Here is a 13,381-nt window from a genome sequence, read left to right on the forward strand (position 1 = left end):
TATTTTCCATGGAATATGATGTCCTAATCATAGGTGGAGGTGCCTGCGGTCTCATGTGTGCGGTGCAGGCTGGTTACTTAGGCAAAAGGGTAGCAGTGCTGGAACGAAACGACAAGTTAGGCGCCAAAATATTGATTTCAGGAGGGGGCCGTTGTAATTACACCAATTTATACACAGCTCCCACTAATTTCATCTCTGAAAATGAACACTTTTGTGTTGCCGCACTCCATCAATGGAGCGTCGATGATACCATCCATTTTTTTGAGCAACAGGGTATTGCAGGGCAGGAGAAGACCTTAGGACAGTTGTTTCCGAATTCCAACAAGGCTAAGGATGTGGTGGCTGTATTTGAACGCTTACTTAAGGAACTGGGGCAACGGGTGATTTTAGAGGCTGAGGTTAAATCTATCGAAAAGAATCCGGCAACCGGATCTTTTCAGGTCATGTTCCATCATAAAGGCCGTTTGGAAAGCTTGGAGGCTCCCAAGGTGGTTATGGCCAGCGGTGGACTCCCTATTGCTAAATTGGGGGCTAGTGATTTTTCGCTTCGTATAGCAAAGCAATTCGGCTTGGCCGTGACCGCCACAGCACCGGCACTGGTTCCGCTGACAATCACCGGAAAGGATACCGAATGGTTCAGTGCTTTGGCGGGCAATTCGATTTTCAGTAAAGTCTGGAACAATCGAGCAAGCTTTGAAGAAAATATTTTATTCACGCATTGGGGCCTTAGCGGCCCTGCCATTTTACAGATTTCCTCCTATTGGAATCCGGGCGAGCTGATTTGGATCGACTTACTGCCGAAACAACGCATTGCCCAACTAATTCAGCTAGAACGCGAAAAAGGGGGGAAGCGACTCCTTGCACAGCTATTGCAAGATCACTTTACTAAGAAGTTTACTGAAGCATTAGGCAAATTTCTACCTATCGATAAGAAAATCGCATCCGTCGGCAAACAAGACGTGAAACTAATGGAACAGGTGATTCACCGCTTTGAAGTGAAACCGGCAGGTAGCAAAGGCTACGACAAAGCTGAAGTAATGCGTGGAGGTGTCAGCACGGAAGAACTATCTTCGAAAAGTCTGGAAGCAAAAAAATGCAAAGGACTCTTTTTCGGTGGCGAATGTGTTGACGTTACCGGCTGGCTAGGCGGCTATAACTTCCAATGGGCCTGGGCAAGCGGCTATGTAATTGCGCAGCATTTGTAATCGTTATTTGTTGCTCGTTATTAGTTATTAGTGATAACTAACAACCAATAACCAACAACTAAAAACCAATAACTAACAACTAATAACTAAAAACGAATAACTAACAACTAAAAACGAATAACTAACAACTAACCTAAGGTACCTCAACCACAAATCCCTTATCGGCGGCCAATAAGTCCTTATTGGCGATCAAAGACTCCAGATTAATGTCACCGATAATGTATTTGAATTCGCGGGCATAGTGTCTTTCTGATACCTTTAGAAAGTTTAGCTTTTCCAAAATAGATTCATCATTATACCGTAGGTATACGGTGATCTTATGGTTATTACTATGATTCAACTGGGTTGCTTCCAGGTGCTTTTTATATTCATAGCGGTAGTCATACCGTAAAGCAGCGATATCTGACAGCACAGCTGAACCGGTTGGATGCCCTCCGGCACCTTTTCCATAGAAAAACTGTTGATCGGCAAACGCAGCCTGTACCACTACACCATTATATTCGTTCTCTACAGAATAAAGAATGCTTTTCTCATTCACAAACTTAGGGATTACGTAGAGTATTACTTTTTCATTTCCAATTTCCTTAGCCGTCGGCACTAATTTAATTTTGTAGTTTTTCTCCCGTGCAAAACGAATGTCGTAATCGGATAATTGATCGATACCAATGTTAAGAATTTCTTCCGGTTTCACATATAATCCGTACGCATGAGAAGCAACAATAGCAAGTTTAAATTTTGCATCAAAACCACCCACGTCCAAGATGGGATCCGTTTCAGCAAAACCTAGATGCTGTGCTTGTTTTAACGCGGTGTCATAGTCCATATGCTCGTTAAAGATCTTGGACAATATGTAATTGGACGACCCATTAAAAATACCGGAAACGGAATGGAGTAGCTCATTGTCGTAGTACTCCTCTAAGTTACGGATAATAGGAATACTACCACATACCGCCCCTTCATATAAAAGACTCGTTCCATACGCCTGCTGAATATCTACCAGCTCTTCCAAATGTGTGGCGATCATTTTTTTATTAGCTGAAACGACGTTTTTGCCGTTCTTTAGGGCTTTCGATACGATATGGAAAGCGGCATCGGCGTCGTCTATGAGCTCTACAATGGTATTGATCTCCACGTCATCCAATAGCTCATCTGCTTGGGTAGTAAATAATTCCAGGGGTAGTGTTCTTTTTTTGTCGGGGTTTTTAATAGAAAAACGTTTGATTTCCAGGTTTAGCTTTTTGGTTTTAATGATATCGTATAAGCCTTGGCCTACCACGCCAAAGCCAAACAATCCTAGTGTAAGCTTTTTACTCATTGTTCTGTTAGATCTTCTTCTCTATATATTATTAAATAAGTGGTTGCAAGGTTCTATCCAAACGATTGGGATAACTTTGTTTCAAAAAAGCAGCGATTTCTTTACTGATCTGCTTGGTTTCGATCAGAAATCCGTCATGTCCATAAAAGGAGTTGATGGCCGCAAATTTGGCGTTTCTAATATGTTTGGCCAAATACTTTTGTTCATCCAAAGGAAATAATATATCGCTTGTAATACCAATAACCAACGTTTTTGCACGGATATGCTGCAAAGCCTTCTCTGCGCCATCACGACCCCTTCCCACGTTGTGGGCATCCATGGCCTTACTCAGAAACCAATAACTGTAGGCATTGAAGCGCTTCACTAATTTCTCTCCCTGATAATTTTGGTAGGAAGAGGCACGGAAATCATCTATTTTCTCATCCGAGCTTTCCAGTTGCGTGGCGCCGTATGTTTCGTAAGTCCTGTAAGAAAGTAAGGCGATACTCCTAGCTACTTTCAAACCTTTCGCTCCGCCATTAGGTTTATTCGCATAAAAGGTCCGGTCGGCACTGATCGCCAACCGCTGGCTTTCATTGAAGGCAACGCCCCAAGGCGAATGTTGGGCATTCGTAGCCAATAAGACAAGATTCTCAATCCGATCAGGATGGATAATAGCCCATTCCATGGCTTGTTGCCCGCCCAACGAACCACCAATTAGTACTTTAATCTTATCAATGCCCAGGTGCTGCGCTAAAAGCTCATGCGCCGCCACCAGATCCCGAATGGAGAACTGCGGAAAAGATAAATAATAAGGTTGATCGGTACTTGGGTTGGTTGTCAACGGATTGGTTGTCCCATAATGAGATCCGATAATATTAGCACAAATAATAAAATGTTCCTGTGGATTGAACAGATCTCTTTCCCCAAACAAACCGGGCCACCAGTCGAACACATCCGAATTTGCAGTCAGCGCGTGACAAACCCATACCACATTATCTTTACGTGTATTTAATCGACCATAGGTATGGTAGGCTATCTGTAAACCCCTCAATCGCTTCCCGTTTTCAAGCCGGAAGGTTTTATTATAATTGAATTTATGGATACTCATATATAATAGGCGCCAAATGCGCTGTTAAATTTTTCTATTTAATCTTCTCGAAAGCTTGCTGTAAATCAGCTATTATATCATCTATATGTTCAATACCAACGGCCAAGCGCAAGGCTGTTGGCGTAACACCGGCAGCCAGTTGTTCCTCATCCGAAAGTTGTTGATGGGTTGTAGCCGAAGGCTGAATAATCAGCGTCTTTGTATCACCCACATTGGCTAAATGGCTGATTAACTGCAAACTATCCACAAAAGCTGTTGCACTTTCCTTTTCGCCTTTCAGTTCAAAAGACAATACTGCTCCAAAACCATGCTGTAGATACTTCTTAGCACGAGCATGCGCCGGATGTGATTCCAAACCCGGATAATTAACCGATTGGACCAAGGGATGCTGCTCCAACCATTTAGCTACACTTAGTGCGTTGTCAACATGTCGTTGTACACGCAACGAAAGCGTTTCCAATCCCTGAAGCAATAAGAATGAATTAAAAGGGGAGAGGGCCGGACCGAAATCCCGCAGTCCTTCTACACGGGCGCGGATTGCAAACTGTATATTACCAAAAGGCCCATTTACACCGAACACATCCTTAAATACCAGGCCATGGTATCCCTCGGAAGGTTCGCTGAACTGCTTAAATTTACCATTGCCCCAATCATAATTGCCACCATCAACGATTACACCACCAATGCTAGTTCCATGACCACCGATCCATTTTGTTGCCGATTCGACCACCACGTGTGCCCCATGTTCCAGGGGTTTAAATAGGTAACCTCCGGCACCGAAGGTGTTATCAACAATCAGCGGAAGCTCAAATTTTCGCGCCACTGCGGCAACCGCCTCAAAATCGGGGATGTTGAAACTTGGATTACCGATTGTTTCAATATAAATAGCCTTTGTTTTATCATCAATAAGCGATTCAATAGCGGCTGCCTCATCATTTTTTGCAAAACGCGCCTCAATACCCAAACGTTTGAGAGACACCTTAAATTGGTTATAGGTGCCGCCGTATAAATTGGAACCGGTCACGAAGTTCTCACCACTTTCCAAAATATTTGTTAAGGCCAAAAATTGTGCTGCCTGTCCGGAGGCCACCGCAACCGCTGCTACCCCTCCCTCAAGCGCCGCAATACGCTTTTCAAAAACATCCGTTGTCGGATTCATGATTCGCGTATATATATTCCCGAACTCTTTTAAAGCGAATAAATTCGCACCGTGCTCAGAATTGTTAAAGACATAGGAAGTCGTTTGATAAATAGGAACCGCCCGTGCATTAGTAGCAGGGTCTACTTCTTGTCCCGCATGGACTTGTAAAGTATCAAATTTTAGATTTTTAGTTGACATTGGATTCTTCTTTAAAATGTTTAATCGTTTGTTTATTAGTGTAGACGTATGCGCATACAATACATCAAAACGATGTATGTTTAGCATCGGTTAAAAAGAGTGTTCTTTTTAACAACAGCACATACACATGCAAGAGCAATGTATATAAGAAAAAGACTGCTTTTTGCCAGTGAAGGTATGATCGAATGATTGCCGGTAAAGTACTGCACCGGACTTGAATGTGCTGATAGTTGAATGCGATTTCATTGTCTTATTCATTTATATGCTCCCATTTATCTGGGACAGGATTTGGCACCTTTTCCGAACGCTTCGGATGGTTGCCAGTGGGTCTTAGAGCCGGTCTCTCGCCACTTCTTTATAAATCAAGACTCTTTTAAAGAGGAATTGATCAATACATTGTTGAATGTATGGCGCAAATATACATTTTATTTTAAAATTCAAAAGTAAAAAGTAAAAATTCAAAAGCCTGACTGCCGTAGGGATGGTAAAAATTCAAAAGCCTGCCTGTCGGTAGGTGCTACCGCCACTACTCGTTCATCATTCAAAATTCCTGCCTACAGGAAGGCAGGCATCACTCACATTAAATTGCTTGCTGAAATCCCTTATCCTTATGAATCAACTTAGCCGTAGAGGCCGGTAGATCGATGGGACGGGTATAGGTTACAAATTCTTCCTCTTTTAATGCGTTAAAAAAACCTAGCTTCTCTACCATTCGAGTAGCCGGCTGATTATCCTCATTAATGCATATTTTTATAAAGGAAGCGCCCAAACAATATTTCGCCATCTCGATCATTTGATTGAAAGCAGCTGGCATAATTCCTTTTCCCCAATATTCCGGTAATAGAGAACCTCCGAAAAAAATGTCTTTTTTCTTTTTATTCCAGTTATACAACACACAACAGCCGATTACCTTTTCCGGTTCATTTTTCAACCGAATCGTATAAATGTACTTACATAACCAAAGCATTCTTTTAGTAAACTCTTCGACCGTCTCATCACCAACTTCATCATTGATATTGATTTTCCAGAACAGGTCCGGTCTCGTATAGACATTGTCGAAGATTTCCGCGTCTTCAATGGTTAGTTTACGCAAAACAATGGGCTCTACCTTTAATGTATCCATAACTCAAGAAATTAGAACAAAAAACGGAGGTTGTTATTTGTTGATTTAAAGCTACCTCAATCTTTCCAATAAAACAAACAAGTGAGTTTTAAAATTGTTTGAGGCGAGTTTTAAGTCGTAAGTTATACGTAATACGTGCCTACCGCTTACCGCGGAAACCCTACAGCCCGTAAATCTTACTTTAACGAGACGGTTACATGTTTGCATATCCAGCCAAGTTTATCTAAGTTTGTCGGTAAGATATTTGTGTATGGAAGCAGATAATAGGTTACAGCTGGTCATCGATGATCCCCATTTAGATGCAGAATTAAAAGAAATAGCATTAAAAGTTCTTAACAATGAGCGCATAAGCTTCGAAGAAGGGGTAGTACTTTACGAGAAAGGCGAATTAGGCTATTTAGGCGTATTAGCAAACTATATTCGGGAGAAAAAAAATGGCAACTACACCTATTTCAACCGGAATTTCCATATAGAACCGACCAACTTATGCGTGTATGACTGTAAGTTCTGTTCCTATTCGCGTTTAATTAAAGAGCGGTCAGAAGGATGGGAAGCAAGCATGGAAGATATGCTGTCAACCATCAAAAAATATGATAATGAACCGGTTACAGAAGTCCATATAGTAGGAGGGGTGCTCCCGCAATACAATATGCAGTTTTATATGGATTTGTTTTCTGCTATAAAAAAACATCGTCCACAACTTCACGTCAAGGCATTGACACCGGTTGAATATCATTATATTTTTAAGAAGGCAAAAGTAGATTACGCGACGGGTATGCGCATGATGAAGGAAGCGGGATTGGAGTCCATGCCGGGCGGCGGAGCGGAAATTTTCCATCCGGAGATACGAGACCAGATCGCTAAGGATAAATGTAATGCAGAACAATGGTTGGCCATTCATGAGGAGTGGCACAAATTGGGCATGTATTCAAACGCAACGATGCTTTATGGCCATATAGAAGCATTTCATCACCGCGTTGATCATATGGAGCAACTGCGTCAGTTGCAAGACAAAACAGGCGGATTTCAAACATTTATCCCCCTCAAGTTTAGAAACAAAGACAATCAAATGTCGCACATTCCTGAATCTTCGGTCATCGAAGATTTGAGAAATTATGCGATAGCACGCATTTACCTCGACAACTTTCAGCATATAAAGGCATACTGGGCTATGATCAGTAGAGATACAGCGCAGCTGTCTTTGAGCTTTGGTGTGGACGACATAGATGGCACCTTAGATGATACTACCAAAATCTATTCAATGGCAGGAGCTGAAGAGCAAAATCCAGCCATGAGTACGCAGCAACTGGTTGAGCTGATCAAGCAGGTAGGACGGCATCCGATTGAACGTGACACCTTATATAATGTGGTTACGGATTATCAGGATTATCAGTTCGAAGAAAGCAATCCTAAAAAAAGCTATTACAGCTTGCCGGTGTTGAATTAGGGAAGAGGAAACTAGTGAATAGGGAGTAAGGCAATGGGGTGCTAGACTTGTTCACTGTTAACCGGTTCCCAAGATCACTGGACTTAGGGAGTAAGGGAATGGGACGCTAGACTTGCTCACTACTCCATAATCAGGCTTGGATGATGTCTTGATACTTTTATCCTGAACTACTAAAGAACAAATTACTTGAATGAAAAAATTATTCTATATAATCAGACACGGAGAAACCGATTTAAACAAACAAGGAATAGTACAGGGCAGGGGTGTCAACACACCGTTAAATGACCTGGGAAATCAACAGGCGCAGGCTTTCTATGAAGCTTACCAAGCAATAAAATTTGATAAAATATATACCTCTACCCTAATCCGAACCCATCAAACAGTCGCTAATTTTATTAATCAAGGTATTCCTTGGGAACAGCTCGAAGGACTGGATGAAATTAGTTGGGGAATTTACGAAGGTAAAGAGCAATCCACTAACATTATCACAGGTTTCAACTCGATTACGCAGCAATGGAGCGAAGGGAAATTAGATATCGCCATAGAAGGAGGCGAAAGTCCTAATCAAGTACAGGAAAGGCAAAAAAAGGCTATGGATTATATCACCTCCCAACCCGATGAACGCAATGTGCTTATCTGTATGCACGGTCGCGCGATGCGTATTCTACTTTGCTTACTGATAAACAAACCTTTATCTCAAATGGACGACTTTCCTCATATGAATACGGCTCTATATTTAGTTTCCTATAATGAGGGTACCTTTACGATTGAAGATCATTACAACATAAACCATTTAGCACAGCTTCAGGACGTCGAATAGCATTTTATATTAACACATGAACAAAATTAAAGTATCAGCCGTATCCTATACAAATACGACTCCATTTATCTATGGTATAAAAAACACCCCACTGATTGATGAAATAGAATTAAGCTTGGATATACCAAGTACCTGCGCACAAAAGCTAATTGATTGTCAGGTGGACGTAGGCTTGGTACCGGTAGCCGCTCTATTGCAGATACCGAAATATGAAATTATTTCAGACTATTGTATCGGCGCTATCGGCGCAGTTAATTCAGTATTTATTTTTAGCAACAAACCGGTTCACGAAATAAAAACGCTACGACCTGATAAGCAGTCACGCACTTCTAACAACCTTGCTCGCGTACTGTTAAAAAATTACTGGAAACAACCGGTTGAACTTACGGAAGACCAAAATGCCGATGCATTCGTCGAAATAGGTGATCGGACGTTTGGAAAAAAGGAAAGCTTTCCTTTTGTTTATGATATGGGAGCTGAGTGGATGAACTTTACGGGTTTACCTTTTGCTTTCGCCGTATGGGCCGCTAACAAATCTTTACCGAGCAGTTTTATTGAACTTTTCAATAAATCAATGAAATTTGGATTGGATAATCGAGATAAGGTTATCGACAACTTGCCTAAAAGGGACGATTTTGATATCGCTCATTACCTTAATCACTCTATCGACTTTACGCTTACTGATAAAAAAAGAGAAGCGATTCAATTGTTTCATCAGTACATTCAAGCACTTTAAGGGAACAGTGAACCGGTTAATAGGGAACAAGGGAACAGTGAGTAGGGAACAGTGAACCGGTGAGTTGGAGCGAGGGAACTAGTTAACGGCTAGGTAACAGATAAGAAAAAAGTTCTCCCTATTAACTATTTCCCTATTAACTATTTCCCTAATAACTACTCCCTAATAACTACTCCCTAATAACTACTTGCGTTATCCAATATTTTTATTTCCTCCGAACTCAGTGCGATGTCTGCCGACGTAATTAAATCATGCAGCTGTTTCTCATTGGTTGCGCTGGCAATAGGCGCGGTAATAAAAGGTTTATGGAGCAACCAGGCAATGGCTATTTGCGCCTTCGTTGCACTTTTATTGGCGGCGATTTCTTCCAAGGCAACCAGAATTCTTTCACCGCGTTCATTCAAGTATTGTTTTACCGTTTCACCTCGCTGGCTTTTGCCTAAATCAGCCTCCGTTCGATACTTGCCGGTAAGAAAGCCACTGGCCAATGCATAATAATTTAGCACGGCCAGATTTTGATCTTGTACCAACGAAAGATACTCCGTCTCAAACGTCTGCCGGTCGTATAGATTATAAAGGGGTTGGATGCTGACATAAGGCTGCAAATTGTTTTTTCTTGCAAATTCGTTCGAAGCAGCAATACGTGCAGCCTTGAAATTAGAGGCGCCGATATAGCGTACTTTACCCTCCTCAATAAGGGTATTTAGCGCCTCCATAGTTTCTTCAACCGGCGTCGCCTCATCGTCATAATGGGTTTGATAGAGATCAATATAATCCGTTTTTAGTCTTTTCAACGAAGCCTCTACCGCTTCTTTTACATAAGCGGCTTTTAGCCCCTTTTTGTCTTTATCCATCTCAGCACCTAACTTGGTAGCAATCACTACATCATCGCGTTTTCCCCGTTTCGATAACCAATTCCCAATAATCGTCTCTGATTCGCCACCTTTATTTCCCGGAACCCATTTGGAATATACGTCGGCAGTGTCTATAAAATTATAGCCGCCATCTATCAATGCATCCAATAACTGAAAAGATGCTGTTTCATCTAAAGTCCATCCAAAAACATTACCTCCAAAAGCAATAGGGGAAACCTCTAACGCTGTTAAACCTAACTTCCTTTTATGTGCCATTTACGTAAATTTATTTGTTACTAACAATAAACGGTAACTGACGGGATAAGTTTTAAATCTTGTCTACACCACGCCAAATATGACATCCCATTTACTCAATCTAACAGATTCTCTATTTTTTGCTTTCGTGTTCGCTTGGGGATCTTCATATAACTACCTTCTTCACTGCTTTCGTCTCCTAACAACATGCCCCAAGGCTTAAGCTCCGGTATTCTATCAAAAACCACTTTCATAATGGCAATGATGGGTATTGATAAAAACATCCCGGTAATTCCCCAAAGCATTTCGCCCAGCACGAGACCAATTAGGGCAATCAAGGTATTAATTTGCACTTTCGAGCCAACGATTTTCGGCATAATGTAATTTCCATCTACTGCATGAATAACGACCAATGCGATCACAACAAAAAGGACATTCGTCGCTGTCGAGGTAGCAAAAGTGATTAGAACCGTGATCACTAAGGCGGTAAAAATCCCCACATAGGGAATAATATTGAAAATGCCTGTAATCAACCCTAGGAGGAAGCTGTACTTTACGCCAATAAAGTAAAATGCCAAGCACGCCAGAATAGTGACTATCAGCATTTGTAAAAAAAGTCCCACGACATAACGTTTTATAATATACTGGATCTGGTAGACAATTTCATACACAACAGGGCTATGATTTTCTTTAAATGAATTCACTAAAAACCTAACAATCAACCTTCTATGAAAAAGAATAAAAAATGTATAAAGAAAAGAGAATAGCAACAGTAAAAACAGTGACGATAAGGACATCAATGTTTTGCTCAGCAAGGTAGTCCCGGTACTAAGTGATTTTGAAGCAGCTTGATTGATATAGTCAATCTGTGCTTTGTTGTTTACATGAAAGGTATCGGAAATCCAAAACTGCAGGTCAGCTGCTGATTTCAAGAGCTGTTGCTTAAAAGCCGGCCAATCATTTGCCAAAGACGAAAGCTGAGTACCTAACAAGGTGAACACCGCACCAATGAGTATGACCAGCGCGATGGATGATAACAAAGAAGATACGGAACGAGGCATTTGAAAATTGCGTTCCAGAAGATTAGCCAGCGGCAACAGCAAAACCGAGCATAAAAATCCAAAGATCAATGGAGCCAAAATGGTATGTCCTAAAATCGCCAGGTAGCCCAATAATAGGATACTCAATAAGACGCAGGCCAGTTTAACATAAAAAGGGAGTACAACTGTTTTCATATAATGTACATAGGAGTAAATAAAAATAAAGTTAACGTATTTTTAAATCCGTGATACAATTTCTTTGCCTAAAATGATAAATAGATTATCTTTATCAAAAAAATTAAAATCTAACCACAACTTATGCCAATAAAATATATAGTCGTTAAGCTTTTAGCGTGCTTTCTTTTTCTTTCCACATCTGCGCAGGAAAAGCAAACAACCAATCAGCAAAAAATGGAATGGTTTAAGGATGCCAAATTGGGTATATTTATCCATTGGGGAATCTATTCGGTAAATGGTATTTCCGAATCATGGTCTTTTTTCAATAATTATTTAAATCATGAAGCCTATATGCGGCAATTGCAGGGCTTTACGGCATCAAACTACAAGCCGGAAGAGTGGGTAGATCTCATTTCTCTCAGCGGTGCTAAGTATGCCGTTATCACTTCTAAACATCACGATGGTGTAGCATTATGGGACAGTAAGGTTGATAAGGCTATTACGATTGAGAAGCATGGTGCGGCTAAACGTGACGTGCTCAGTCCTTTTTTAAAGGCGCTGAAAAGAAAAGGGATCAAATCAGGAATTTATTTTTCTTTGCCCGACTGGAGCCAAGACGATTATGATGTCTTCACTCGCCTCAGAAAGCGATACAACTTAAAAGACGACCCAAACCGATGGCAACGATATCAAAACTACATGATGGGCCAACTGGAAGAGCTTTCCGATCGCTTCGACCCGGATTTATTATGGTTTGATGGCGATTGGGAGCATAGTGCCGGCGAATGGCAAGCTGAAAGCATATTAGCAAATCTTCGAAGACACAATCCAAATATTATAGTCAATGCACGATTAACAGGCCATGGCGATTATGACACCCCCGAACAAGGCGTACCCGTGCTTAAACCATCCAATCCGTATTGGGAATTATGCTATACCATGAACGATTCTTGGGGTTATCAGCCGTACGACCGGCATTATAAATCATCGAATATGATTATCCGAACCTTGATTGATTGCATTAGTATGGGAGGGAACCTACTCTTGGATATCGGCCCACAGGCGGATGGCCGTATCCCGACTGAACAAATTGCCATTTTGAAAGATCTTGGTCGGTGGACACAAAAAAACGAGGAAGCCATTTACGGAACCCGAGAAGGGTTGCCGCACGGTCATTTCATAGGAAAATCCGCTTTATCGAAAGACAATAAAACAATTTACTTATTTCTCGAGAAAAAGGACAATAAAACAATATATATCAATGGCTTAACGTCTAAAGTAAACACCGTGTGCGTTTTAGGCCACCAAGGAAATATTTCTTTCCAAGAGCAGGGGCAACAACTAGCTATTGACATCCCGGCCGCTGCGGAAGACAAGGATGCTACTGTTGTAGCCGTTCAACTTGCTGAAACATTGAAGCTTAGTACGCCGCAACTGAACAAAATCGCTCACGAGAATTTACAACGCCCTGAAACAAGTTTAGGCCAGCAGATTCACACAATTATCAACAACATCAATGCAGGCAATAATCTTTTTGATAACAGCCAGTTAGCAGCAGATGGATACAATTATCGTTTACCTGAAAACCCTTCTTTGCAAGCTTGGATAACGAAGCATGCCGAAGCGCTGTATCATGCGAAGAGCGGCCTTCCGGAAGGGCACTATACCGGACTTAGTGCTTTATCGGAAGATAAACAAACCTTATTTTTGTTTATTGAAGGCAAACCAACCGGCCCTATAGCTATTAAAGGACTTAGAAACACAATACAACGTGCGCGAATTGTGGGCGAGGGCACTTTATTAACACCACTGATTTACAACAAATTATATTGGAGCAAAGTACCAGGGATAACCTATATACCCGTACCGGAAGATCGTCTAGATCCGCAAATGACAGTTATTGCGCTGTTGTTGGACGGACCATTAGATCTTTACCGAGAAAATGTTGGTGCTATTGAAAATAACTTGTAATATCATATA

At 41.3% G+C, this 13,381-nt stretch carries 11 protein-coding genes and 1 riboswitch; of the genes, 5 read left to right on the plus strand and 6 right to left on the minus strand.

The annotated features are described in order from the left end of the window. Nucleotides 1-8 precede the first annotated feature (8 nt). Nucleotides 9-1,205: a BaiN/RdsA family NAD(P)/FAD-dependent oxidoreductase gene (locus M1D52_RS14110; protein WP_377609065.1), complete on the plus strand. Its 1,197-nt coding sequence runs from the start codon at nucleotides 9-11 to the stop codon at nucleotides 1,203-1,205. Nucleotides 1,206-1,338: 133 nt separating this feature from the next. Here the strand turns inward: M1D52_RS14110 and M1D52_RS14115 are convergent, their stop codons facing one another. The 4 genes from M1D52_RS14115 to M1D52_RS14130 all read right to left on the minus strand — a co-directional run bounded on the left by M1D52_RS14115 (nucleotide 1,339) and on the right by M1D52_RS14130 (nucleotide 6,072). Then, nucleotides 1,339-2,520: a homoserine dehydrogenase gene (locus M1D52_RS14115; protein ID WP_437392840.1), complete on the minus strand. Its 1,182-nt coding sequence runs from the start codon at nucleotides 2,518-2,520 to the stop codon at nucleotides 1,339-1,341. 31 nt (nucleotides 2,521-2,551) lie between these two features. Continuing rightward, nucleotides 2,552-3,610 carry a homoserine O-acetyltransferase family protein gene (locus M1D52_RS14120; RefSeq protein WP_377609067.1) on the minus strand — a complete coding sequence of 353 codons (1,059 nt, stop codon included), beginning with the start codon at nucleotides 3,608-3,610 and terminating at the stop codon, nucleotides 2,552-2,554. 34 nt (nucleotides 3,611-3,644) lie between these two features. After that, nucleotides 3,645-4,949, minus strand: coding sequence for an O-acetylhomoserine aminocarboxypropyltransferase/cysteine synthase family protein (locus tag M1D52_RS14125; protein ID WP_437392841.1), 1,305 nt, complete (start codon nucleotides 4,947-4,949; stop codon nucleotides 3,645-3,647). A gap of 255 nt (nucleotides 4,950-5,204) precedes the next feature. Continuing rightward, a riboswitch (SAM riboswitch) is annotated at nucleotides 5,205-5,313 on the minus strand. Nucleotides 5,314-5,529: 216 nt separating this feature from the next. Then, entirely contained in the window at nucleotides 5,530-6,072 is a 543-nt protein-coding gene (locus M1D52_RS14130; protein ID WP_013666638.1) for a GNAT family N-acetyltransferase, read from the minus strand. A 250-nt stretch (nucleotides 6,073-6,322) separates the two neighbouring features. On the opposite strand from M1D52_RS14130, the gene mqnE reads away from it, so the two are divergent. The 3 genes from mqnE (at nucleotide 6,323) to M1D52_RS14145 (ending at nucleotide 9,075) form a co-directional block, all read left to right on the plus strand. Then, entirely contained in the window at nucleotides 6,323-7,519 is a 1,197-nt protein-coding gene (gene mqnE / locus M1D52_RS14135) for an aminofutalosine synthase MqnE (protein WP_013666637.1), read from the plus strand. Nucleotides 7,520-7,709: 190 nt separating this feature from the next. Beyond that, nucleotides 7,710-8,339: a histidine phosphatase family protein gene (locus tag M1D52_RS14140; protein WP_013666636.1), complete on the plus strand. Its 630-nt coding sequence runs from the start codon at nucleotides 7,710-7,712 to the stop codon at nucleotides 8,337-8,339. Nucleotides 8,340-8,355: 16 nt separating this feature from the next. Then, the gene (locus M1D52_RS14145) at nucleotides 8,356-9,075 is read left to right on the plus strand and encodes a menaquinone biosynthetic enzyme MqnA/MqnD family protein (protein ID WP_437392842.1); all 720 of its coding nucleotides are present in this window, start codon (nucleotides 8,356-8,358) and stop codon (nucleotides 9,073-9,075) included. A gap of 176 nt (nucleotides 9,076-9,251) precedes the next feature. Here M1D52_RS14145 and M1D52_RS14150 read toward each other — a convergent pair whose 3' ends face one another. Next, a complete protein-coding gene (locus tag M1D52_RS14150) occupies nucleotides 9,252-10,205 on the minus strand; it encodes an aldo/keto reductase (protein WP_437392843.1) in 954 nt (317 codons plus the stop codon). A gap of 95 nt (nucleotides 10,206-10,300) precedes the next feature. Then, nucleotides 10,301-11,419 (minus strand): AI-2E family transporter, encoded by a 1,119-nt coding sequence (locus M1D52_RS14155; protein WP_130857777.1) that lies wholly within the window; start codon nucleotides 11,417-11,419, stop codon nucleotides 10,301-10,303. Nucleotides 11,420-11,542: 123 nt separating this feature from the next. Between M1D52_RS14155 and M1D52_RS14160 the strand changes: the two genes are divergently transcribed. Then, complete coding sequence (locus tag M1D52_RS14160) at nucleotides 11,543-13,372, plus strand: alpha-L-fucosidase (RefSeq protein ID WP_437360526.1); 1,830 nt, start codon at nucleotides 11,543-11,545, stop codon at nucleotides 13,370-13,372. Nucleotides 13,373-13,381 lie beyond the last annotated feature (9 nt).

This window comes from Olivibacter sp. SA151, assembly GCF_054130995.1.

Excerpts from the sequence above, each read along its gene's own strand:
- M1D52_RS14160 (WP_437360526.1), top strand. The coding sequence starts at position 11,543 with ATGCCAATAAAATATATAGTCGTTAAGCTTTTAGCGTGCTTTCTTTTT.
- M1D52_RS14155 (WP_130857777.1), bottom strand. The coding sequence starts at position 11,419 with ATGAAAACAGTTGTACTCCCTTTTTATGTTAAACTGGCCTGCGTCTTA.
- M1D52_RS14110 (WP_377609065.1), top strand. The coding sequence starts at position 9 with ATGGAATATGATGTCCTAATCATAGGTGGAGGTGCCTGCGGTCTCATG.
- mqnE (WP_013666637.1), top strand. The coding sequence starts at position 6,323 with ATGGAAGCAGATAATAGGTTACAGCTGGTCATCGATGATCCCCATTTA.
- M1D52_RS14150 (WP_437392843.1), bottom strand. The coding sequence starts at position 10,205 with ATGGCACATAAAAGGAAGTTAGGTTTAACAGCGTTAGAGGTTTCCCCT.
- M1D52_RS14125 (WP_437392841.1), bottom strand. The coding sequence starts at position 4,949 with ATGTCAACTAAAAATCTAAAATTTGATACTTTACAAGTCCATGCGGGA.
- M1D52_RS14140 (WP_013666636.1), top strand. The coding sequence starts at position 7,710 with ATGAAAAAATTATTCTATATAATCAGACACGGAGAAACCGATTTAAAC.
- M1D52_RS14130 (WP_013666638.1), bottom strand. The coding sequence starts at position 6,072 with ATGGATACATTAAAGGTAGAGCCCATTGTTTTGCGTAAACTAACCATT.
- M1D52_RS14115 (WP_437392840.1), bottom strand. The coding sequence starts at position 2,520 with ATGAGTAAAAAGCTTACACTAGGATTGTTTGGCTTTGGCGTGGTAGGC.
- M1D52_RS14120 (WP_377609067.1), bottom strand. The coding sequence starts at position 3,610 with ATGAGTATCCATAAATTCAATTATAATAAAACCTTCCGGCTTGAAAAC.
- M1D52_RS14145 (WP_437392842.1), top strand. The coding sequence starts at position 8,356 with ATGAACAAAATTAAAGTATCAGCCGTATCCTATACAAATACGACTCCA.